At 67.3% G+C, this 21,891-nt stretch carries 21 protein-coding genes and 4 pseudogenes; 15 read left to right on the top strand and 10 right to left on the bottom strand.

Annotated features, from left to right (window positions below; all coding sequences use genetic code 11):
- Window positions 1-347 precede the first annotated feature (347 nt).
- Window positions 348-1,001 (top strand): hypothetical protein, encoded by a 654-nt coding sequence (locus ACZ4AA_RS21840; RefSeq protein ID WP_467604690.1) that lies wholly within the window; start codon window positions 348-350, stop codon window positions 999-1,001.
- Between the two features lie 356 nt (window positions 1,002-1,357).
- Here the strand turns inward: ACZ4AA_RS21840 and ACZ4AA_RS21835 are convergent, their stop codons facing one another.
- Entirely contained in the window at window positions 1,358-2,011 is a 654-nt protein-coding gene (locus ACZ4AA_RS21835; protein WP_467604684.1) for a hypothetical protein, read from the bottom strand.
- A 256-nt stretch (window positions 2,012-2,267) separates the two neighbouring features.
- Between ACZ4AA_RS21835 and ACZ4AA_RS21830 the strand changes: the two genes are divergently transcribed.
- Window positions 2,268-2,417 (top strand): hypothetical protein, encoded by a 150-nt coding sequence (locus ACZ4AA_RS21830; RefSeq protein WP_467604681.1) that lies wholly within the window; start codon window positions 2,268-2,270, stop codon window positions 2,415-2,417.
- Window positions 2,418-2,465: 48 nt separating this feature from the next.
- Complete coding sequence (locus ACZ4AA_RS21825; protein ID WP_467604679.1) at window positions 2,466-2,861, top strand: hypothetical protein; 396 nt, start codon at window positions 2,466-2,468, stop codon at window positions 2,859-2,861.
- Window positions 2,862-3,142: 281 nt separating this feature from the next.
- Here the strand turns inward: ACZ4AA_RS21825 and ACZ4AA_RS21820 are convergent, their stop codons facing one another.
- Complete coding sequence (locus tag ACZ4AA_RS21820) at window positions 3,143-3,535, bottom strand: DUF6176 family protein (protein WP_467604676.1); 393 nt, start codon at window positions 3,533-3,535, stop codon at window positions 3,143-3,145.
- Window positions 3,536-3,656: 121 nt separating this feature from the next.
- Here ACZ4AA_RS21820 and ACZ4AA_RS21815 point away from each other — a divergent pair, with 121 nt between their 5' ends.
- On the top strand, window positions 3,657-4,073 hold the full coding sequence (locus tag ACZ4AA_RS21815; RefSeq protein WP_467604671.1) for a DUF6234 family protein: 417 nt from the start codon (window positions 3,657-3,659) through the stop codon (window positions 4,071-4,073).
- A gap of 52 nt (window positions 4,074-4,125) precedes the next feature.
- On the opposite strand, the pseudogene ACZ4AA_RS21810 reads toward ACZ4AA_RS21815, so the two are convergent.
- The 3 genes and pseudogenes from ACZ4AA_RS21810 to ACZ4AA_RS21800 form a co-directional block, all read right to left on the bottom strand.
- A pseudogene (locus ACZ4AA_RS21810) lies at window positions 4,126-5,374 on the bottom strand (IS701 family transposase); the annotation flags it as partial.
- A gap of 69 nt (window positions 5,375-5,443) precedes the next feature.
- Window positions 5,444-5,896, bottom strand: a complete 453-nt coding sequence (locus tag ACZ4AA_RS21805; RefSeq protein WP_467604668.1) for a hypothetical protein — start codon at window positions 5,894-5,896, stop codon at window positions 5,444-5,446.
- A 341-nt stretch (window positions 5,897-6,237) separates the two neighbouring features.
- A complete protein-coding gene (locus ACZ4AA_RS21800; protein WP_467604665.1) occupies window positions 6,238-7,200 on the bottom strand; it encodes a zinc-dependent alcohol dehydrogenase family protein in 963 nt (320 codons plus the stop codon).
- Between the two features lie 168 nt (window positions 7,201-7,368).
- On the opposite strand from ACZ4AA_RS21800, the gene ACZ4AA_RS21795 reads away from it, so the two are divergent.
- The 3 genes from ACZ4AA_RS21795 to ACZ4AA_RS21785 all read left to right on the top strand — a co-directional run bounded on the left by ACZ4AA_RS21795 (window position 7,369) and on the right by ACZ4AA_RS21785 (window position 11,305).
- Window positions 7,369-8,013, top strand: coding sequence for a TetR/AcrR family transcriptional regulator (locus ACZ4AA_RS21795; RefSeq protein ID WP_467604661.1), 645 nt, complete (start codon window positions 7,369-7,371; stop codon window positions 8,011-8,013).
- A 1,466-nt stretch (window positions 8,014-9,479) separates the two neighbouring features.
- On the top strand, window positions 9,480-10,019 hold the full coding sequence (locus tag ACZ4AA_RS21790; protein ID WP_467604658.1) for an ArsR/SmtB family transcription factor: 540 nt from the start codon (window positions 9,480-9,482) through the stop codon (window positions 10,017-10,019).
- Window positions 10,020-10,036: 17 nt separating this feature from the next.
- Window positions 10,037-11,305 (top strand): MFS transporter, encoded by a 1,269-nt coding sequence (locus ACZ4AA_RS21785; RefSeq protein ID WP_467605239.1) that lies wholly within the window; start codon window positions 10,037-10,039, stop codon window positions 11,303-11,305.
- A gap of 214 nt (window positions 11,306-11,519) precedes the next feature.
- Here ACZ4AA_RS21785 and ACZ4AA_RS21780 read toward each other — a convergent pair whose 3' ends face one another.
- Window positions 11,520-11,705: a hypothetical protein gene (locus ACZ4AA_RS21780; protein ID WP_467604654.1), complete on the bottom strand. Its 186-nt coding sequence runs from the start codon at window positions 11,703-11,705 to the stop codon at window positions 11,520-11,522.
- A 676-nt stretch (window positions 11,706-12,381) separates the two neighbouring features.
- Between ACZ4AA_RS21780 and lepB the strand changes: the two are divergent.
- Window positions 12,382-13,083 (top strand): annotated as a pseudogene (lepB, locus tag ACZ4AA_RS21775) (signal peptidase I); the annotation flags it as partial.
- A 106-nt stretch (window positions 13,084-13,189) separates the two neighbouring features.
- Complete coding sequence (locus ACZ4AA_RS21770) at window positions 13,190-13,696, top strand: hypothetical protein (protein ID WP_467604651.1); 507 nt, start codon at window positions 13,190-13,192, stop codon at window positions 13,694-13,696.
- Between the two features lie 208 nt (window positions 13,697-13,904).
- On the opposite strand, the gene ACZ4AA_RS21765 is transcribed toward ACZ4AA_RS21770, so the two are convergent.
- Complete coding sequence (locus tag ACZ4AA_RS21765) at window positions 13,905-14,291, bottom strand: VOC family protein (protein WP_467604649.1); 387 nt, start codon at window positions 14,289-14,291, stop codon at window positions 13,905-13,907.
- Window positions 14,257-14,580 (bottom strand): ArsR/SmtB family transcription factor, encoded by a 324-nt coding sequence (locus ACZ4AA_RS21760; protein ID WP_467604646.1) that lies wholly within the window; start codon window positions 14,578-14,580, stop codon window positions 14,257-14,259. Before ACZ4AA_RS21760 ends, ACZ4AA_RS21765 begins: the two co-directional genes overlap by 35 nt.
- Window positions 14,581-14,954: 374 nt before the next feature.
- On the opposite strand from ACZ4AA_RS21760, the pseudogene ACZ4AA_RS21755 reads away from it, so the two are divergent.
- The 3 genes and pseudogenes from ACZ4AA_RS21755 to ACZ4AA_RS21745 all read left to right on the top strand — a co-directional run bounded on the left by ACZ4AA_RS21755 (window position 14,955) and on the right by ACZ4AA_RS21745 (window position 16,911).
- Window positions 14,955-15,690, top strand: a pseudogene (locus ACZ4AA_RS21755) (serine hydrolase domain-containing protein).
- An 18-nt stretch (window positions 15,691-15,708) separates the two neighbouring features.
- Window positions 15,709-16,374 carry a nitroreductase gene (locus ACZ4AA_RS21750; protein WP_467604644.1) on the top strand — a complete coding sequence of 222 codons (666 nt, stop codon included), beginning with the start codon at window positions 15,709-15,711 and terminating at the stop codon, window positions 16,372-16,374.
- 54 nt (window positions 16,375-16,428) lie between these two features.
- Window positions 16,429-16,911: a hypothetical protein gene (locus tag ACZ4AA_RS21745; RefSeq protein WP_467604640.1), complete on the top strand. Its 483-nt coding sequence runs from the start codon at window positions 16,429-16,431 to the stop codon at window positions 16,909-16,911.
- On the opposite strand, the pseudogene ACZ4AA_RS21740 reads toward ACZ4AA_RS21745, so the two are convergent.
- Window positions 16,903-17,120: pseudogene (locus tag ACZ4AA_RS21740) on the bottom strand (hypothetical protein); the annotation flags it as partial. The gene ACZ4AA_RS21745 and the pseudogene ACZ4AA_RS21740 sit on opposite strands and share 9 nt — an antisense overlap.
- 767 nt (window positions 17,121-17,887) lie before the next feature.
- Window positions 17,888-18,334 carry a hypothetical protein gene (locus ACZ4AA_RS21735; RefSeq protein WP_467604638.1) on the bottom strand — a complete coding sequence of 149 codons (447 nt, stop codon included), beginning with the start codon at window positions 18,332-18,334 and terminating at the stop codon, window positions 17,888-17,890.
- 526 nt (window positions 18,335-18,860) lie between these two features.
- Between ACZ4AA_RS21735 and ACZ4AA_RS21730 the strand changes: the two genes are divergently transcribed.
- The 3 genes from ACZ4AA_RS21730 to ACZ4AA_RS21720 all read left to right on the top strand — a co-directional run bounded on the left by ACZ4AA_RS21730 (window position 18,861) and on the right by ACZ4AA_RS21720 (window position 21,885).
- The gene (locus ACZ4AA_RS21730; RefSeq protein WP_467604635.1) at window positions 18,861-19,427 is read left to right on the top strand and encodes a thioredoxin family protein; all 567 of its coding nucleotides are present in this window, start codon (window positions 18,861-18,863) and stop codon (window positions 19,425-19,427) included.
- 134 nt (window positions 19,428-19,561) lie between these two features.
- The gene (locus tag ACZ4AA_RS21725) at window positions 19,562-19,963 is read left to right on the top strand and encodes a hypothetical protein (protein ID WP_467604632.1); all 402 of its coding nucleotides are present in this window, start codon (window positions 19,562-19,564) and stop codon (window positions 19,961-19,963) included.
- A gap of 323 nt (window positions 19,964-20,286) precedes the next feature.
- Window positions 20,287-21,885: a TROVE domain-containing protein gene (locus ACZ4AA_RS21720; RefSeq protein WP_467604629.1), complete on the top strand. Its 1,599-nt coding sequence runs from the start codon at window positions 20,287-20,289 to the stop codon at window positions 21,883-21,885.
- The last annotated feature ends 6 nt before the right edge of the window (window positions 21,886-21,891 follow it).

Raw genomic sequence — 21,891 nt, 5'->3', positions numbered from 1 at the left:
TTTGCGAGGTGTCTTCGACGGGCCGGTCGGACCGCTCTCTCAGCACGGCCAGCGCAGCGAGAGACGGGCAAGATCACGGTTGAGGCATAGGTGTGGACCCAGTGAAGGATTCGGGGTTAATTTGTGCCGCCCGACTCTTCACGCACGGTGTCGTTGCCGGTCGCGGCTTCGAGGGGGTTGCTTGGGAAGCCACTTCGTACTTCCTGCCGAAGGACTTTGAGAGCGACCCGGAGTACCAGGCCATCCTGGCGAGACCGGGGAAGCCTTGGCGGCAACGGCGCTCGCCCCTCCCATCACCACAAGCTAGGAATCCGGTGTCTCACCGCAAGCACGCCCATGCCCTTGGAATGCTCTTGTTCGCGGCCGCTCTTACCGCGTGCAGCAATTCCTCATCTTCGCCCGAAGGCGCGCCCCCGGCCACGCACAGCCCTGCCGGCTCCAGTGCCGCCGGCGCTTCTGCCGCCGCCTCCCCCAGTCCTGAGCCGCAGCTCCTGAGGAAGAAGGAACTGTCCTCGGCACTGTTGTCCCTGTCGGAGATGCCCGCTGGCTGGTCCGCTGAGACCAGCGACGACTCCAGCACGAACAAGACCTTCTGCGACTACAAGCAGCCCCACCAGGCGAAGGTCTCGGTGTCCGGCAACTTTCAGAAGGGGGCAGGCGCGGCCGGCTCGATCGCCTCGGCGGGCTTGCGTCAGTACGCGAGCGTCGATGACGCCGCCGACGCGTACGCTGCGCTCGAACAGGCCCTGAAAACCTGCCACAAGGAGACATATGAGGGTTCCGTCCTCAACTACTCGGCCATGAGCGTCGAAAAGCTCGGCGACCGTTCCCTCGGGGTACGCATCGAAAGCGACGGCTACACCCTCCTCCAGCAGTTCACGCTCGACGGCCCCACTCTCATCAACGTCGGCACCGGAGGAATGGCCGACGTCGATGCCGACACGACGGCACTCCTGCTCCGCAAGCAGGTCGAGCGATACGAGGCTGCGGCCTCACGATGACCCCCCAGGGGCATCTTTCCGCAACCCCTGTTCAAATGAGGCTGGTACGGGCCGCCTGACGGCTGAGCGTGCGGCTGGTCGGTCAAGGGCGCCTACGGCTGCGTTCCGCGCCGGTCGCACGGCCGCCCCGGAGCGACGAGGTGGCGTTCCGGACGCCACCGAGCTGACCGTGGGAGAGTCGGGTTGCCCGTGCCGGCGCGCCATCGACTTGGAGGAACAGGCCGATGGCGAAGCTTCGCCTCGTACCCGGCCGCTGAAGCGAGGATCGCGGCCGGGCACCATCGTTCCGAAGCGGCACACTCATCTCTGAGCGAGAGAAGCTGCGGGAGCGGATCCCTTTTGCGATCCGCTCTGCGTCATTTCACCGTGCCGGTGAAGATCGCGGCTTCGGAGTCGTAGTCGGGTGAGACCTCGACCTGCAAGAACTTCTCATTTTTGGGGAGTTCACACGCCCAGGGGACAGACAGGGAGCGGCCGTCGAGTATGCGGGTGTCGGGGAGGCCGTCGAAGTCATCGTCGTAGATGGCTTCGCCTTCCTTGCCTTCGTCGCCGTAGGCGCAGCTGACGCTCATCTGGCTGGCGTCGATCTTGCTGCCCGACTTGTTGCTGATCTTTATGGTGAACCTGGCGTAGGGGGTGTTCTCGGGTGCCGCGTAGTCGTTGGAGACTCCGCGACCGAAGCCCGAGAGGCTGACCTCGACGTCATTTTCGTAGGACACCGTGTCATTGAGGCTGTACGAGTCGCTGCCGGTTTCCTCGTCGGTGGGGTCCGCCGCAGCGTCCTCGGTGTCGTCACTGCTGCTTGCGGCCTCGGTTTCGGTGACCGTGACGGTGGGGGTGGGTTTGGCTTCGCTTGTTCCGGTGACGCCGACGGTGATGGCAGAAGCGAGGACCGCGGCGACCGCGGCGGCAGCGCACGCGACTATGACCGTGTCGGTCTTCTTTGATGGTTGCGGAGGTGACTGCGGCGCGAATGGCGGTATGGGCGGCGGCGTGACGTCGTGACTCATGGTCCCCCCAGGGATCGTTGGCGAGTAGTGATCATCTCCCTTGTGAAGCCGATCTGGAGACTTCGTGTTGAAATTGTGCCCATGATGGGTGGGGCTGGGGATCGGGTGCGTCCGCTTGGCTGTTGGACCGCCGTTTCCTGGATCCGGAAGGTGGAGGCCCCGGGCGGGTCCGGACGACCGGAGGATCTCGAACCGGTAGTCCTGGGCTGGGGGCCGGAGTTCGCCGCGGCGCTGGGCCGCCTGGCCGACTCGAAGGATGCGGAGGTCTCCCTCGTGGTCGTCCAGGAGATCACCGACCCGGAGGACCCGCAAGCAAAAGGGCATCTTCCTGCGGGCAGCCCTGCTGGCCTGGCTGACCCGGGCCGGAGCGTCGTTGCACATCGACCAGTACGTGTATCTCGCCTGAGGACGGACGGGTGTCAGGAAGCCGCTGAGCGGCGCATAGCCTCCTCGCGTGACGCACTCCCACCGCACGTTCGAGAATCCCCCCGCGCTGCCCCATGATGTCGTCGTCGACGCGGTGGAAGCGGCACTCCACGACAGCGCCTTGGAAGCCTCGGCAGCAGACGCGCTGGTCGGCATCGCTTTGAACGACGACGATCGAGCGTTCGTCGAGCGCTGCTGTATCGAGCTGGGAACCAGGGCGGCGGCTGGGAGCCAACTGCTCGGGCTGGCCGGCCTGTGCCTGGGCCACACGGCTCGCAGGTTCGGGCAACTCAGTCCCCCTGCGATTGCGTTGGCAGAGGCTCTGGCGACCAGGGCGGAGCTCGACCCGTCGGACGTTGACGGACGAGCCCTCGACGGACTTGACGACATCCGTTCCTACTTGCGCCACGGCGACGGCGAGTAGCGCTTTCAGACCGCGTTCTGTCAGCCCTGTTGTATGTACGCGTCGAGAATCGTCCGGCTCACAGGGATGGACCTTCCGACCTGCTTCCAGACGGCATCTCTGCGCACCCGTGACGTCACCACAGGCCCCCGAACCGCAGCTCAGAGCCCAAGAGATGGATCGATCCGGGGGCTCTGAGCTCTCGTACAGCCGCGTACCGCGAAGGCGATGTCCACGGCGGTGAATAGGCCGGGGGAGGGGCGATGCGAGGACCGGTCTGCCTGGTGTGACTGACCGAGCAGCTACCGCTCTCGCAGTGCCCACCTCAGCACCGCCTGTCGCACGGGTTCCGGAAGCATGAGTACCTGCGGTTCAGCCTCCACCCAGCCCGGTTCCTTCGTCCGTTCGGCATGCTCGATGTGATCGCGATCGATGGGAAGAGCGTGGTCAAGACCTGCCCCGTCCTCACCTCTCACGGTGACCCAGAACAGATGGTCCTCGCCGTTCTCCCGTAGCCGGAACACGATCTCGATCGCCATCCGTTCGCGGTCCAGTGTGGCTACGCATTCGTCGAGTCGGTCATTGAGCATGCGCATCCAGCTGTCGGCCTCAGCCTCAGCGCCGGGTTTGACCTTGGCGCGCGACAGTTCAACGACCAGACCGGAAGGGATGCTCGCAGGACGATCTTCACTCATGAGCAGGCAGTTTGTCAGAACGCTCTTCCCAGGTACTGGGACGCCATGGGCGGTCCGTCAGAATCGGAACTGAGTACCCGTACTCATGCGCAGCCTTACGGGCGTGGGCAGGGTGGCGAGCATGAACTTACCCGTGGCCCCTCCGGCGTTCGATGCCACCACCGGCTCCAGGCAGCGGCGCCGTGTGGACAGGGGGGCCGACATCGCGGCCGGGTGCGGTCTCGTGCTCCTGGAGCTGATCGCCTTGGCGGTGATCTTCGGACTCTGGTTCCTGTCCGGTTTCGATCTCGACCCAGAGAAGACCGTCACGACCGATCCCTTGTGGGGCTATCTGGTCGCCGCATGCGGAGTCGGAGTCCTTGCCATTGCAGCGGCCGTGACAGCCGCATGGGTCGACGCCGTCGTGACGGTGGTCACCCAAGCCCTCATGGCCGTCTTGATCTTCATGATCTTCTTGGGCGGCGGTGAGGCTCAGTCTCACCGGGATCAGTCGTGCCGCGACGCGCCGACAGCGGTTGGCTGCAAGGCCAGTGGCTAGTACTCCAGCCGTAGATCTTGATCTTCACGGCCGGGCGGTGGCCTGCCTGCGGTAATGACATTGGCGTGCACGGGCTTGATGCCGACGTTGCCAGTGGGACCAGCGCATAAGGTGGGCGAGGTCGTGGATTGGGCGGGTCAATGCTGCGAACAGATGCTGGATCTCGTTGCCGGTCAGGGGGATCAGACCGTCAGGAACGGGTCGGTCGTGGCGTTCGGCGGCTGCGGTGACGGCGAGGAAGGCGTGGGCGAGCATCGCGAGGGTGACCCAGCGATGCCGGGAGGTCCCCGACGGACCTGTGCTCCTCCAGGCCGGTCAAGCCCTTGCCGGCTTGGAACGTCTCCTTGACCGTCCAACGCTGTCCGGCGACCTGCACCAGCTCGAACATCGGCACCGGGCGGGGTGAGAGGCAGCGGTAGAAAGCGAGCTCGCCGGTGCGGCGATCGCGGCGGACCAACAGGCACCACTGGCCGAACCGACTGGCCGGGCCGTGAACCTCGATCTGTGCCCAGTCGTAGTACCGCTCGCCCTTCGCGCCCGCTTCAGCCGACAACCGCTGCCAGGCCCGCTTCGGGATCCGTGCGGCCAGCGTCTTGGCCTGGAACTTCCCGGCGTGCGTGATGACGGTGTGAGTGCTGGAGACGGCCAGAAGGTATCCGGTCCGCCGGTGTTCCAGGGCGGTCCGCAAGTGCGGGTTGTCGACGTAGACCTCGTCTCCCGCGACCCACCGGGCCGGTGTCCCCGCGTCCAGGGCCCGCTCGACCATGCGGGCCCCGAGCTGTGGCTTGGTGGCGAAGGCCAGGCCGTCGGGGATGCCTGCGCTCCGGCAGCGGTCCGGGTCCTCCGTCCATGGGCGCGGTACGTACAGAGCGCGGTCGATGTCAGCGTGTCCACGGCCGGCGGAATACACGAGATAGAGGGCGACCTGGGCGTTCTCGATGCGGCCGGCCGTGCCGGTGTACTGGCGCTGGACGCCGACGGTCGCCGTGCCCTTCCTCAGATCGCCCGCCTCGTCGACCACGACCACGGCCTGTGTGTCATTCAGGTGCTCGACCACGTAGGCGCGTATGTCGTTCCGGATCGCGTCGGCGTCCCATTTCGCGCGGTGGAGCAGCTGCTGCATCCCGTCCGGAGTGGCGTCGCCGACGTGCTCGGCCCGGGTCCAGCGGTTCTTGCGCGGCAGGTCCGACAGCAGCCCGGAGACCAACTGCCGCACCCGGCGACGGGGTTCAAACTCTGGCGATCCGGCCCGCGATCCGGCTCATCAGGCTCTCGAACGCTTCCTGCCAGTGAGCAGGCACTACGCTGGCGCCCGAGGTCGCCGCGTGATCATTGGTCGTCCGCACAACACCTGATGATCAACGGCAGCCTCACTTGGTTGGACGCCACCGGAACCAGTAGTCCAGACCCTCGACCCGGTAGCGGGCCCCAGCGTCGAAGCGCATCTCGCCCACCAGCAGCCTCGCGTCGTCCGGCGCCTGACGGTACGCGGCCAGCAACAGGGCCAGCTCGTCGTAACGGGCGTCGATCCCGCCCCGGCCCGGGTGGGTCTCCGGCTCCACCGTCCCGGCCTCACAGCATTCGTTCCACCTGGCGAAGATCGCCCACTGCTCGCGCTCCAGCTCCACCACCGCGTCGCTCGCGGGCCAGACGCGGTACTCGTCGGCCTCGTCGGCGTCATCCCAGTCGTAGCCCTGGAAGTAGTGCGGCTTGCCGTCGACATCGCCGAGGCCGGCACGCGGCCCGCTGTACCACTCCAACTCGACGTACACGCGCTCGAAGCCGTCTGCGATCAGCTGCACTTCGTCCCAGGTCTCAGCCACACGCGCAGGCTACCGACGAGCAGCTTTGGTATCCATGATCACGATCTACGGCTGGAGTACCAGGCCGATGCGAGAACGCCTGTTTTACCCCCGTTGAGGTCAGGCGCGGTGCCGCCATTTCTCAGCGCATCACCGAACATCGACGAAAGTCGTCAAATCGAGCCTCATTGTGGAGGCGGGTGGCTCCGATAGACCGAGCCGATCCCAACCTGGCCGATCAGGAGGCGAGTTGGCGTGGCAGCAGTGTTGAGGATGAGGTGAAGCTTCTCGTAGGAGGGCCGTCAACCAAGATCAACCCGTCTCCGCAGTCCACCGGGTCGCGAACGCCGTTCCTGCCCGGCTCAGGGCGCCAGCACGACCCTGCCGAACACCCTGCCCGCGTCCATCTCGCGGTGAGCCAGCGCCGCCTGGTCCAGCGGCAGCACCTCGTGCACGACCGTGCGCAGTTCCCCGTGCGCGGCGTCATCGAACTGGGACGACCGCACCGCCTGCCTGTCGGAGCCGAGCACGGTGTCGGAACTGAAGGTGGCGAACGACAGCGACCTGCGAAAGGCATCCATCAGCCGCGTTCCGAAGTCCGCCGGCGGCTGGCCGCCGACCACGCCGACAGCAACGTACCGCCCGTTCGAGTTCAACCGGTCCAGGAACAGGGGAAGCTGAGACCCTCCGACGACATCAATCACCACGTCGAAACCCGACGGTGCGTCCGAGCCACCCTCGCCGGAGCGGTCGAGGACATGGGTCGCGCCCAGGTCCCGCAGGCGGGTGCCACGCTCCGCCGACGAGGTGGTGACCGCCACCACGCCCGCACCGCCCTTGGCCGCGAGCTGGACCGCCGTGATCCCGATGCTGCCCGCCGCACCGCGCACGAGCACCGTCTCGCCGGGCGCGAAACGAGCGCGGTCCAGAGCGAAGTGGGCGACCACACCGGAACCGCCAAGAGTCACGGCGTCGGCGCCGGTCAGGCCGTCAGGCAGCAAAAGGACGTTCTCGACCGAGGCCACAGCCTGCTCGGCGTACCCACCGGACAGGCCGGTGAACGCCCAGACCCGCCGCCCAAGCCACGAAGCGTCCACGCCCTCTCCCAACGCGGTGACGCTACCCGCTACTTCGCTGCCGAGGAGATGCCCCTCCCGGAAGCCGTATGCGGCTAGCGTTCCCCGACGGATCACCGCGTCCACGCCGCCCACCCCGATCGCCTCGGTGGTGATCCGCACCTGCCCCGGGGCAGGGACGGGCATGGGCAAGTCGACGACCTCCAGACCGTCAGGGTTTCCGAACTTCCTGATCACGACGGCTTTCATCTCTGCTCCTTGGACCAATGAACAAGCGGGCCACGGCTGTTGCGACCGTGAGCGGCGAGCCCGGTTGCACAGCCCGAGGCACCCATCAGCAGGGTGCCGGGACGGGGCGGTGTCACCGCCATCGGAACGTAACGGACGCCCCCGTCCCATTGGCTAAAGTGAGAGGTCATGACCGACCGTTTGCCTCACAGTGCGCGCTCCGACGCCCGCGACAACCGGGCCCGCATCCTGGACGCGGCCCGCGCGGTGTTCAGCGAGGAGGGTCTGAACGCGCCCATGCGCGAGATCGCCCGGCAGGCAGGCGTCGGCCCCGCCACGCTGTACCGGCACTTCCCGACCAAGCAGGAACTGATCGTGGAGACCTTCGCCGAGCAGCGGCGAGCCTGTCACGCCGCCGTCCGCGACGCCCTCGCGGACCCGGACTCGTGGCACGGATTCCGGAGCCTGGTCGAGCGCATCTGCGAACTCCACGCACACAGCCGGGGATTCGCCGACGCCTTCATGGCAGCCTTCCCCGAGGCCATCGACTTCGCCGCCGACCGAGAGCGGACTTCGCGCGGGATTGCCGAACTGGCCCGCCGCGCCCAGGACACCGGCCAGCTCCACCCCGGCTTCGTCGTCGACGACCTGATCCTCATGCTCATGGCCCACCGGGGCCTCCAAGACGCGCCGCGTGCCGCCCGGCTCACATCCTCTCGCCGCTTCGCCGCCTACGTGATCGAGGCATTCCGCGCCGCACCAGAGACGGGAGCGCCTGCACCGCTGCCGCCGGCACCACGCCTGCGGCTCGCGTACTCGCCTGAGACGAAGTAGCCCCGTCACCACGAGGTCGTCATCCTTGCAACCGCAGGCCCGGTCGGTTCCCAACCGCAGCCAGGTGGCTCACTGGCCCGGGTCGCGTATTGCCTTCCCTTGTCCGTCAGCACCTCATCCCGCCCCCCGAACCGCTCCAAGGCCGGCAGGAGGGCCAGGCAGACTGCCCGACGAGTCGCCTGCACCACCACCTTCGCGATCACCATGAACAGCGAATGGTCGCCGACCCAGGTCATCACCCTCACCCTCGGGCCGACCGCCAAGAGCACCCTCGTCGACCCTGCGTACACTGCCGCTCGCAGTCGAGGAGCGAACTTGGAGGGCGACGGTATGGCGGATGTGGCCAGGTTCCCTGGGCGAGCAGGGCGGATTGTTGTGCTTGCCGTGGCGTCTTGCGGTTGGTTGGCTGCTCCGATCTCCGCATTCGTAGCGGTGCCCCACATCATTTGGCCCGGTTTGGTCGTGTTCCTCGTGGTCGGCGCACTTCTCGCCCGGGAGTGGGGACGGGTCTGGCATCGCGAGGCCCCCTACGACGTGCAGCGGCGAGTCCCGGAGCTTCCGCACTAGCTGTGTGTGACGACTGACTAGTACCCCGTCAGGCGACGTTCGCCCTGGTGTGCCATGTGGGTCGGTGATCGCGCCGATGGGATGCTGGTCTCGGTCAGGCGCCGGTGGTGGCCGACGGCACCCTCTACGTCGGAGGTGACCGTGGCCTGATCGCGCTGGATATCGCCGGCGACAAGCCCTGGGAACGGCCGCTCGACAAGCCGACGCGTTCCACCCCGTGCTCGCCGACGGGACCGTGTACCTGGGCAGCAGTGAGTATTGCCTGTTGACGGTGGACGTCCTGATGGGTGACGAACCATGACGTCTGCAAACCGCCGGGGCAGTCCACACGCCGTCCGTGGTGCCTGACGGGACCGTGTACGTCGGCAGCCTCGGCGATTTCCTGGACGCGATTCACATCTGACGTCCGTACGTCCCTTCTGCGCAGGGAAGGGTCACTCGTCGGCGGGGACAGATCTGCACCCCTCCGCCAAGCCGCTTATCACCCGCACGCGTGAACACCTCCACTGCTCTGTCGCCGACGCTTCACGCGCGCTCGGGTGACTGCCTGAAAGCGGCGTCCGTCGACACTCGGACCTGGAGGATCCACCGCCGCAAGGGTGAGGCGGGTGTCCACGACGAGGTTGACCCGGGCGTGAGACGTCGAGGTGCGGAAACGCTGCCGAGACTGATGCCTTCCGCGGTGGCGACGGTGAGGCGTCTGATCCGGTCGCGTGTGTGAGTGGCGGTCGAGCCGTCCCTGCCCGGCGATCTTCGGAGGGCGAGGCCTTGTTGCCGGCTCCCCGGATCGGCAGCGGGCGGGAGGCGTTGGCAGAGGTCTCGCGCACCGGACATCCGATTCTGGAACTCCGCGGGCAACCCTCTTGCGCAATGGTCAAGAATCGTTGACCATTACTCGCATGCCTACCGACGATCTCCCCGAGACGTTCCGCGTCACCACTGACGACCAGCTACGCGCCGTTTCCAATCTCACGCGGCACCGGATCATGGCCGTGCTCCGCTTCGAGCCCGCGACGATCACGCAGATCGCCGAACGGGTGGGTCTTGCGAAGGGGAGTTCCAGCTACCACGTACGTCTGCTCGAACGAGCCGGCCTGGTGAAGGTGGTGCGAACGCGGAAGGTCCGAGGGGTCACCGAGCGGTACTACGCGATGGCGGCGCGGACGATCGAGCTGCCGGATCCGGGCGAGGGCGGCCCGGATGTGCTGATGCGGCATGCGGTGGCGGACCTGGAGGCGGCGCCGGCGGACGCCGAGCGGCACGTCGGGATGGCCCATCTGCGGCTCACCGACGAGCAGTTCACGGAGTTGGGGGCGCGACTTCAGGCACTCGCGGAGGAGTACCGGAAGCTGTCCGACCCGTCGCTGCCGGATACGTCGTTCGTCTTCGCACTGTTCCACCCCGCATCACGCGACCAGGCCGAAGGGGACACCAAGTGACCACAGACGTTCAGAAGTTGCCGACCGAGTTCGGACGTCTGTGGACCGCGCAGACGGTGTCCTCGCTCGGTGACGGGGTGACGCATGCCGCACTGCCGCTGCTCGCGCTGACGTTGACGCGGGACCCGATGGCGCTCGCCGTCGTCACGGCCGCCGGAACCCTGCCGTGGCTGCTCTTCGGGGTGCTCGGCGGTGCGCTGGTCGACCGCTGGGACCGCCGGCGCACGATGTGGGTCACGGACGCGGCGCGTGCGGTGGTGCTCGCGATACCGGCGGCAGCGGCCGCGTTCGACCTGCTGAGCATTCCCCTCCTCGCGGCCGTCGCCTTCCTACTCGGCCTCGGCGGACTCTTCTTCGACACGGCCGCCACGGCCTACCTGCCCGATCTGCTCGGCCGCGACCCTGCGGTCCTGGAGCGCGCCAACTCCCGCCTGCGGGGCGCTCAGACCGCCGCGTCGGGCTTCGCCGGGCCGCCCGCGGGCAGCGCCCTGCTCGCACTCGGACGGGCTGTCCCGCTGCTCGCCGACGCGGTCTCGTTCGCGCTCTCCGCGGCTCTGGTACGGTCGCTGCCCGCCGCACCCCGGCCCGTACCGCAGGCCCGTGAGTCCCTGCTGCGGCAGGCGCGGGCCGGAGCCTCGTACGTGTTCAAGGATCGGCTGCTGCTCGGGCTCGCACTGCGACCGGCGGTCGGGAACATCGCCTTCCTCGCCGTGGAGACCGTGCTCGCCCTCTTCGCGCATGACCGTCTCGGCATCGGCAACTTCGGCTTCGGTCTGCTCCTCACGGTAGAGGCCACCGGCGGTCTGCTCGGCGCGGGCATCGCCTCCTTCCTCGGCCGACGGCTGGGCACGGGCACCGCGCTCACGTGCACGGCCGCCCTCGAAGGCCTCGCCATCCTGGGACTTGCCGCCGCCCCGAACCCGTACGTCGCCGGCCTCGCGCTCGCCGTCTGCGGAGCCGGCATGGGTGCCACCATGGTGCTCGGTCCCTCCCTGCGGCAGGCGGTCGTCCCCGCCCACCTGATGGGCCGGGTCGCCTCCACCTCCCGCATGCTCGCCATGTGCGCCGCCCCGTTCGGCGCGTTCCTCGGCGGCTGGCTGGCAACCACCTATGACGTACGCACCCCGCTCTACACCGCCGCCGGCCTCCTCCTCACCATGACCGCCGTCACCGCGACCATGACCAGCAACCGCCAGGTCGAGGCGGCACTGCGCGTTGCCGCCGCCCCGGCCGACGAGTCGGATCACCCGGAGTCCCGCGGCCCTGTTGAGGAGGGTGCCCGCTAGGGCGGCCGCGAGCTCGCCAGTGCTGAGTCTCGCTCGGCGTTCCTTGCCTCGGCTCGGAGCGTCGGGCGTTTGGCTTTCAAGTCCTTATGGCCTCAGGAGGCCGGTGTCCCATCGCCCCAGTTGGTCGTCGAGCGGGGGTTCCCGGACACCGCGCACGGTGGTCACCCCTCGTTGACCCTGGTCCGCCGTGGGTCGGCTCAGGGGCCAGGTCGGTTCAGGTCACCAAGGCGTAGACCGCCACCCCCAGCACCAGGAGAGCCAGGGCGAGGACGACCGTGCAGGTGAGACGGAATCGGAACCGGCTCCAGTACTCCGCCCGCTGACCGTCGGGAGTGTCGGTGCGCCAGACCGACGGGATGTCGACGCGGCCTTCGGCGATAGCCGTCGCGGCCCGCCTCACATCCCCGGGGTGATAGGAGTAAAAGGTCGGCGCCGCTCCGTAGGTACCCCGGCTCTCCCCTCCGTGCCGCCGGACGCGGACATCCGCACGATGGGCGGCGCCCGGCAGCCAATCGGCACGCACCGGCCACAGCGCGGCGACGTCGCGACTGTTCAGCCAGGGCTCCTCCTCGTTCGCTGACTCGGGCGTTTCCGGATCTGGCGTTCCCGGCATATTTCCCCCTCGATGCGGCAAGCTCCCAGTACACACCTGCCTCCCCGCATGCCGACAGAGCGCCCCCGACGCCAGCACTCAGGCCGAAAGGGAAGACGTGGCGGTAGCGGCTGGGGCTGTCGGCCGCCCGCCACGGGTCGGCCAGGTCCTGTAGTTCTTTCCAGGTGGCCCGCGGCCCGCAGGCGGTGACGTTCCTGCCGCTGCGCCCCTCTGGCTGAGCCCGCAGCCAGGACCCACAGTCGGGTTCCAGACTTCGCCTGCCGCGCAGCTTGCTGGGACGCCCCGGAAGGCGCGGCGGGCGGGGGAGGAAAGGAGGGTCATATCCAGCCAGAGCCAGGCTGAGAGCTCCGGCATTCGGGAACTCCCGCTCGTTGTGACTGTGGTGGACCTGGTGGTGTGCACACGAGGGACCGCTACGGACACGGTGCGCCCCCCAGCGGGGCGCGGGGGGTGGGAGACGGCTATGGAAGATCTTGTTGCTGGCGCACGATCGAGTTCCGGGGACGACGACACCGACGACGGATCAACGGGAGAGAGCCCGCAGAAGAAGCGCTCCTTCTGGAAGGAGTTGCCGATTCTTGTCGGCATCGCGTTGCTGCTCGCGCTGGTCATCAAGACGTTCTTCGTGCAGGCGTTCTCGATCCCGTCCGACTCGATGCAGAACACGTTACAGCCCGGCGATCGCGTGCTGGTGGACAAGCTGACTCCGTGGTTCGGATCCAAGCCAGAGCGGGGAGAGGTCGTGGTCTTCCACGACCCCGGGGGCTGGCTCCCCGAGAAGGCCGAGAAGCCGAACGCGGCGCAGAAGGCGCTCAGCTTCGTCGGCCTGATGCCGTCGGCGAACGAGAAGGACCTGATCAAGCGAGTGATCGCGGTGGGCGGCGACACCGTGGAATGTTCGGGGAACGGTCCGGTGAAGGTCAACGGGAAGGCGATGGACGAACCGTTCATCTACCCGGGCGACACCCCCTGTGGGGACAACCCGTTCGGTCCGATCAAGGTGCCGAAAGGGAGGCTCTGGGTGATGGGTGACCACCGCCAGGACTCTCAGGACTCCCGGTATCACCAGGACCAGCCCGGCGATGGCACCATCGACGAGGACCAAGTCATCGGCCGGGCCTTCGTCGTCGTATGGCCGGTCAACCGGTGGGCCTCGCTGCCGGTATCGCGCTAGCGAGCCACGTCGTCCATCGAGTCAGGGGCCTCGTGCCCCTTCGTGCCCGACCCCCGGAGCGCAGGAGGACCGCGGCGAGACCTCCAAGAGTGAGCATGTGAGGATCTCGCCGGCAACGGTCGACATCGAGGTTGTCCCGGCACAGCTCGCTGCCTGTAGGCTCGCCGACCCGCCGTTGGTGCAGATGAGGAGCGTCATGGACCTTTTTCCGTGGAGGGCGAACCGTCTCGTGAACAGCGCTCCTGGGGTCATCCCAGCGGTCGTGGCCATCGCGTACTTGGCGCAGGCCGGCAGCACCCTTCCTCGGCTGGTGGCCTGCCTATCCCTGATCGTTTTCGCGGTGATCGCCGTCAGGGGCTACCGTCTCGGCGTGAGGTGCGAGCACAAGACGCTGGTGGTCCGTGGATACCTACGCACGCGAGTGATCGCCCGGGAGAGTATCACGGGGATTACGGACTACCCCGCGGTCAGATGGACGACGCCCGGGGGACGCAAGCGATGGACCCCCATCACGGCGTTCCTCACGGAAACGAACGAAATCTCGGTCAGTCGACTTCACAAGACGCACGCCATCGGGAAGCTGCGGCGGTGGACGAGGCAGTAGGGGTGGGCCTGGCGAGGGACTGCTCGCACCAAAGTACGGCTCACAGGTCAGGTGTCCCCGCCGTGCCCGGTCGAGAGGGTAGTAGCGGCCGAGGACCCGTACGGGACCACTCCGACGAAGGCCGGGTGACATGGGTCCGCCCCGGAACCCCACGGTCGAACCGGCCCACACTCGGGCCGGGAATCAGGGTCGGCGCATGAGCCGGGCCCTACTTCCTGTGCACGATCTGGATCAGGTTGCCGCAGGTGTCGTCCAGCACCGCGGTGGTCACCGGCCCCATCTCCAGAGGTTCCTGGGTGAAGGTCACCCCGAGATCGCGCAGCCGGTTGAACTCCTCCTGCACGTCCTCCACGGCGAACGCGGTGGCCGGGATGCCGTCCTGGACCAGAGCCGTCTTGTACGGCTGCACCGCGGGATGACCGGAGGGCTCCAGCAGAAGTTCGGTCCCGTCGGGATCTTCCGGCGAGACCACGGTCAGCCACCGGTGCTCGCCCAGGGGGACGTCATGCTTCTTCACGAATCCCAGCACCTCGGTATAGAAGCGCAGGGCCGTCTCCTGGTCATCGACGAAGACGCTGGACAGATGAATCCTCATTCGAGCTCTCCGCTGTGTCCGGTCTGAGCCATCGGTTCGCGATGCGCTCAAGGGGTTCGGTATTGAGGTCGTGGAATTTGTACCTGCCCTGGCGTCGCGAAGCGACCAGGCCCGCGGATTCCAGTACGGCCAGATGCTGGCTGATGGCCTGCCGCGACAGCCCGAGGCCGTGCTTGGTCACCAGCCGTGTGCATATCTCGAACAGGGTCTGCCCGTCCCGCTCCACCAGCTCGTCAAGGATCCGCCGACGCGTCGGGTCGGCCAGCGCCTTGAAGACATCCTCTGCCACAGTCATCACCATAGGCAAGTAATCACTTGCCTATCAAGTGGCGTCACCCGATCGGACGGACACCGCCGCGGCGCTGTCGACGACCGGCCCATCGCCTACGGGCGTGCTGGTTGCACGGACCGCATACGTCTGTGCCTGAGACTGTGCCAAGGTGACCGATGCCGCGGGAAGCGTCATCGGGTGCGGTTATTACCGGCCGGAGGACATCGACAGGAAGCGGACCGAGGCAGCGGATGAGGCGCGCAGACGCGTGAGCGAGCGTGAGGCCTGACGGAAGGCTACGGAAGGCTTGAACAAGGGCCTATCGTTGCGGCGTGGAGACGATCGACGGATTTTCCGGTGCCATCCGTGTCACGCGCGCCGGAGCGACCGTCATGCAGGCTTCCGTCGGTCTGGCGGACACTGAGACCGGCAGGATGTGCACGAGCGACACCCGGTTTCAGATCGCCTCGGTGAGCAAGCAGTTCACCGCCGCGTCGGTGATGCTCCTGGCAGAAGAAGAGAGGACCGGTCTCCACGACCCCATCGGCCGTTGGCTGACCGACTGCCCCCAGGACTGGCAGACGCTGACCCTGCATCAACTGCTCTCACACTTCGGGGCTGGGGCACTGGCGGGAACTTCCCGGCTTCGACGTCAACCATCCCGGCGATGCCCGCGCGTTCCTCGAGCGATTCTCGAAGGTGCCGCTTCGCAGCACACCTGGCAGTACGTGGCACTACAGCTCGCCCGGCTACCTCCTGGCGGCGCTGGTCGTCGAGCGCGTCGCCAGGCAGCGGTACGCCGACTTTCTCAGCGAGCGAGTGCTACGGCCCCTGGGCATGACGTCGACGCCTGTCGGTGAGGTCCCGCTCGAACTGGCCGCCCGCGGCTACCGAGAGGGCCAGCGGGTGGACGTCCCGGAGTTCGCCGCCATGCCGGGAACCGGCGACCTCTGGTACCCGCAAAGCCTGTTGCTCACCGCTGGGAGCGGCTCCAGTCGCTCCCACTGCGCATTCGTCAAGTCATCTCCGTCTCCCATGGTCCTATCGACGACTGGACTGTTCGTCGGGACGTCGTCCAGACCGCGGATGCTCAGAGTTGAGATGAATACGGTGGAGGGGCCCGGTTGAATGAGAGGACGCAAAGACATGGATGTGTATGAGGCCGTGGACAGTCGCCGGGCCGTGCGGGCATTCAGTGATGAGACCGTGCCCAAGCGGGTGCTCGAACGAGTACTGACCGCAGCGACGCGGGCTCCGTCCAGTGGGAACCTCCAGCCGTGGCACATGTATGTCGTGACTGGCGAACCCTTGGCTGACCTGAAGAGGCAGGCGACCGCCAGGGCACTAACGGGAGACCCGGGTGATGAGCGGGAGTATCCGATGTACCCGGACGAACTGACGTCGCCGTATCTGGACCGCTTCTCCGCCGCGGCGGCTCAGCGGTACCAAGCGCTGGGGATTGAGCGCGACGACCCCGACCGGCCCCAGAAGATCGCTGCCTTGAACTCGGAGGCTTTCGGAGCACCGGTCGTCTTGTTCTGCTACCTCGACCGGACGATGGGGCCCGGACAGTGGGGTGACGCGGGGATGTACTTGCAGACGGTCATGTTGTTGCTGAGGGCGGAAGGGTTGCACAGCTGCCCCCAGGTGATGTGGACCATGTACCGCACCACCGTCAGCCGAGCAGTCGGAGCCGAAGACAAGCTCGTGCTGTTCTGCGGCATCTCAGTGGGATTTGAGAAGGACGGCGTGCCGAGGCTGCGTACCGGGCGGGCGGACATGACGGAAACGGTGAGTTTCATCGGAGTGTGATCGTTGGACGGACGAGATCGACAGGACCAGCCCCTTATGTGCAGGGATACTGCTGTGGTGCTGTTGACGTGGATCGCTGAGGTGGCGGACGAGCCGGTGGTGCTGGAGCCGGCTGACCGGCGGATGGAGTGGGAGTCCAACTCCTGGTCGCTGGGTGCGACTGACGAGGACAGGAGTTCGTTGTCCGTTGCCGAGGTGGTGACTGCTTTCGAGCGGACTGCTGCTGCCATCCAGGAACGCATTCGAGATCTGGGCTTCTCCGGGGTGGCGACGTTCTACGTGTGGCACGACAGGCAGGCAGGACAACTCCGGGGCTCGACAGGTTCTGTGCCCCGGGATGTGTTGCCCTTCAGCGGTACCTATGTGGCTTCCGACGACCTCGGTCCGGTCGTCGAGGGATTTCTGGCCGACGGCGATCCAGGCCTCATCGCCTGGTCGGACCTGGACGACCCACAGAACCTCTCGGAGCAGACCGCGACCGCGCCAGAGATCAGGCCCTTCGTTGTCTGGGTCAGCAGTGTCGGAACCTCACACTGACGGGTGATGCCCGTCCAAGCGGATGAGTCGGCGGTCACAGATGAGGGCCGCGGCTATGCCGGCGAAGGCAAGGAATTGTTCGGCCTTGCGCTCGTAGCGTCGGTGGAGACGACGAGCCAGGACACTGTTCTCTCGACAACCCGTCGGTGGCATCCGAGCCGCTGCGAGGATCCGATCCCTTTGCGGGCGATGCGGTGGCGGATGCTCCGGCCTCTATGCAGCCCCGGCCGCGCTCCATCGCTGTACCGAGCCCGTCGGACTATGGTTGGCGGGGAATCGCCATCCTGGCCACCGTGCTCCGCGGATTGGAGAGGGGAACCCTGACCGGTGTACACCGGCCGAGCGGTTTCCATTGCAGCAGGGGACGCGTCCCTACGTTGCACCAGAACCAGAACTTAACGAAGCACTACTAGCCGACCGGTGCGTGCGCTCGCGGTGAACTGCTCAGCGGCGCAACCTCCTACGGGTCCACAGCAACCCGATCACGCTTCCCAGAATCACCAAGTACACCGTCAGCGGCCCATCGTTCAGGGCAAGGCCAGGGAGGGCAACGACGGTCACGATCACGAGCCATCCGCATCCGGCCGCGACGAGGTCGGCCGAATCAGGGCGACGCCGCCCGTTCTCCACCCATGCTCCATTCATCGGCTGCGTCGGAGGCGGTGCGTCAACGCGATAGCTGAAGCGCACTCCCTTAACCCTCCGACCATAGGCAGCTCGGTCGGGTCAATTCTAGATTGCAGGCGGCCGGCGCTGAGCACCGCTCAAAAGCCAAATTACGCGCCACGGATGGTGGACGTCCGGGAGAAGCCGTTTGTCGTCATCACCTTCCACCTCCCGCGACGAGTAAGGAATGTGAAGACCAGCATCGGTGCGCCGACAACCCGGAAACCCAACCCTCCGGCTATCGGGTCGTCGTCGGTCTGCGGAGCGGAGGAGAGAAGCACGCCGCTGAAGGCAACTGGTCGCTGGTGGGCTACAGAGCCCACCAGCAATACAGCCGCTGGCCTGAGGTGTGGGCGCGTTGAGCCAGGTCGGCCAGGGTTTTCAGGACTCCGGACGTGGTCTCGACGCTGATACCGATCTGCCGGAGCTCGTCCGTCTTCGACCACCGTTCAGCAACGCGGACGAGGTCGTCCTGCGATGCGAAGGCGAGGGCAGCCGTCAAGGTGTCCGTCAAGCTGACCACGAACGCCCCTCCTTCCTCCGGGTCGGACAGCAGTTGTCCGGACCGCGGACGCCCCCTGGCCTCCTCATAGGTGCAGCCCGTCATGATCGCTTCGAGGTGGGCGATCGCGACGACCGGGTCGATGTTCTTGAGAGCGACCACGTCGAGTTCCGCCTGACCCGGCCCTCCGGGAGTCTGGAGGACGGCGACAGCAGCTTGGTCGTCAGCGGCGGAGAAGTATTCGCACAGTGGCATGCCGAGGATTCTGGCACCCACCGCTGACAGCCTGAGCGGCTCAAGCAGGTGTTCGTCGGATTCGGTCCTGTCAGCAGCCCCTTGGCGTCACGGACGCTGCTTGGCTCTCGCCCTTGAGACTCCGCGGCGATCTCGGTTACGTGTTGTCCGTGACGCGAGGCGGCGATTTGAGTGAGACCCTCACGTGGCGAGGCGTCGACGCCCACGACTGCGGCCGCCAGTGCTCAAGTTGCCGCGTCGGATGCGTTCCGTCCGCAGTGCTGTACGAACTCGTCGGGAAGCGACCGGACACGGGGACGGACCGAACGCCCCGACTTCTGAACGGCACCCTTGCGAACCCGTCGACGTGACCTGCGCCCGAGCGGAAAACGCCCGAGCACACTCGCATGCCCCTGTGCGAAACTAGCGCGCGCACCTGCAGCTTTCCGGCAGGACACGCAGCGCGTGCAGAGCACGCAGCCCACGCAGAACATCAGCGGCGCCCGCGTACGCGACGGGGTCTGACAAGAGAATTTCAAGGAGTCACGTGAGACGTCCCCTGTTTCCCGCAGCACTGGTACTGGCCGCCTTCGCCCTGCCGGTACTCAGCGCCTGTAACGGCGAGGCCACAGCCTCCCACGGGACCGCTCGCGGCGTCTCGGCAGCACCCGCCGCGAAGTCGGCTTCACCAGAAGGAACTTCGCAAACACCTTCCGCGGCGGCGGGCGCGTTCGAGTACGACCCGAAGGCGAACGCGGCTGCCGAGATAGCGGCCGCTCTCAAGCTGGCGAAGCATGACGGCCGTCCGGTGCTCGTCGACTTCGGCGCCGACTGGTGCATGGACTGCCGTGTACTGAGCGCCCGTTTCAAAGAGTCCGGGCCATCCGCGCTGCTGGCCAAGTACCACGTAGTGAAGGTGGACGTCGGCGAGTTCGACCACAACCTCAACGTGGCCAAGCGCTACGTCGACCTGCATACGAGTGGCATACCTGCCCTGACCGTCCTGGACTCCGCGTCCGGCCGGGTCGAAGTGGCCACGAACCGGGGCGAGTTCGCCAACGCACGCACCATGTCTGCCGCGCAGGTCGAGAAGTTCCTGAAGCGATGGCAGTAGAGGCCCGGCTCCGGGCCCGCCGTTCGATGGTCGGCTGCGCGCTCCTGACGGTCGCCGCTGCCCAACTCGCCGGGTGCGCAGGCCCGGGCCAGACCGGGACCACGGCGAAGGCGGCCCCTTTCACAATCGGCGGCGTGGCCGTACGAGTTCGGACGGAATCCCGCGACGGCCACGTGCGGATCCTCGCGGAACTGCGGCCGGAACAGCCGGGTTTTCACCTCTACAGCCTCACCCTTCCGAACGACGGCATTGACGGGATCGGCATCCCGACCCGGATCCGTGCCGACGGCGGCTTGAGGGCCACCGGTCCGGCGACCACCGACGCGAAGCCGCGAGTGCTACGCCCAGCCGGCCTCGACGTCGCGCTGCCGGTGTACGAGGACGGGCTGGTCACCCTCGAACTCCCCGTCCGGCGACTTGAAGGCAGCGACAGCGCAAGGGTGTTCCTCACGTACGGGGCGTGCAGCGAGACCGCCGGCTGCCTGCCGCCCGTGCGCGACCACGAGGTGACCTTGCCTTTGGGCTCGGCGGGCTGAGAACTCGTCACACCCCTTCCGGCAACGTCTCTGACCAGGCCAGATGGCGAATCGCGGCGGGAGAAATAAATCGCTGGTCTGCGACGAGGTGGCGCTTGTACATTGTGATCGCGACCGCGCCTCCGATGCGCTCGGCTGCGGCTACTTCCTTCCGAAACCAAGTGACGCCGCCGCCACCTTTGATCTCGGCAGGCGCGGGCGTGTTCGCCCCTTCGGGGCGCCTTAGCCCTGTCGGCCTGTCGGCCCAGGGCCGTCCAGTCCTTTGAATCCAGGGGGATTCGCTGCCTCGTCACACCCCGCGCGTCTCCAAGATCTGGTCCGAGATGCTCGTGGCCCCGCACGTCTCGGCCGCCGCCCGCTCCTTGTCCCCACCACAGCTCGCTCACGAGTGCGCACCGGACCCCCGCACCTACGAGGGCGGTCAAGCCTTCGTCCGCGAACCCCGAGAGGAACTCTTCCTGCTCGCGGTCGGCAACTTCGTCTCCCAGCGCACCTTCTACGAGAGCGGTGCGGAGCGGGACGATCGGTATGCCCGCCTCGTCGGTAAACTCGCTCTCCAGGATCCCGATTGGACGGCCGGCCTGCTGCGCTGGCTGCGCGGCGAGGGCAACATGCGCACGGCGTCCCTGGTGGGCGCCGCCGCGTACGTGCGGGCCCGGATCGAGGCGGGGGAGCGCGGGGGCCCGTCCAACCGGTCCGTGATCGACTCGGTCCTCCAGCGCGCCGACGAGCCCGGCGAACTGCTCGCCCACTGGATCTCGACCTACGGGCGGAACGTACCGCAGCCGGTGAAGAGGGGCATCGCCGACGGCGTACGCCGTCTGTACACGTCTCGGTCCCTGCTCAAGTACGACACCGCCTCGAAGGATCTGCGCTTCGGCGACGTGCTGAACCTGGTGCATGCCTCTCCCGACCCGGACAAGCCCTGGCAGGGTGCCCTCTTCCGGCACGCCCTGGACCGCCGTCACCACCCGGAACAGGCAGTTCCGCCTTCGTCCGACCGTCTGTTGACCGCTCACCGGGCGCTGATGGAGGCGCCTGCGGACGAGCGGCGTGCCTTGGCGACCGGGCCCGGCGGCTCCGAGCGGCTGGCCGCGGCAGGCATGACGTGGGAGGTCCTCGCGGGTTGGCTTCACGGACCGTTGGACGCCGCTGTGTGGGAAGCCGTGATCCCCGCGATGGCGCCGATGGCGCTCCTGCGGAACCTTCGGAATTTCGACGAGGCGGGCGTCTCGGACGACGTCGCGGCCCAGGTCGCCGCCCGTCTCTCGGACGTCTCCGAGGTTGCCCGGTCCCGGCAGTTCCCCTTCCGCTACCTGGCAGCCCACCAGCACGCGCCGTCGCAGCGCTGGGCCGCTGCGCTGGAACAGGCACTGAACCACTCCCTGGCCAACGTACCGCCGCTGCCCGGCCGGACCCTGATCCTCGTGGACCGGTCCGACTCCATGTTCTGGGACACGGTCTCCGAGCGGTCCAAGCTGACCCGGTCGGACGCGGCAGCCGTGTTCGGCACCGCACTGGCCCTGCGCGCCGAGCAGGCGGACCTGGTGGAGTTCGGCTGGAGCAGCGCGCCGGTGCCGTTCGCGGCGGGAGAGTCGGTGTTCGAGGTGCTGAAACGGTTCCACAGTCTAGGAGGCACCCACACCACGAAGGCGGTGCGGACCCACTACCAGGGGCACGACCGGGTCCTGATCGTCACCGACGAGCAGGCAGCCCCCTGCGAATGCGGCGGACCGGCAGAACCTGTCCCGCCCGGCATCCCGGTCTACACCTGGAACCTTGCCGGATACCAACCCGCCCACGGCCCAACGGGCCCCCACCGGCACACCTTCGGCGGCCTCACGGACGCCGCGTTCCGGATGGTCCGCCTCATCGAGGCCGGCCGCGAGGCCGCGTGGCCGTGGACCGCAGAACCGACCTGATTCGTA

It is taken from the genome of Streptomyces sp. NPDC024698, from assembly GCF_055559015.1.
Note: the sequence above shows the minus strand (reverse complement) of the source record. Positions and strands in the feature narration are given on the sequence as shown.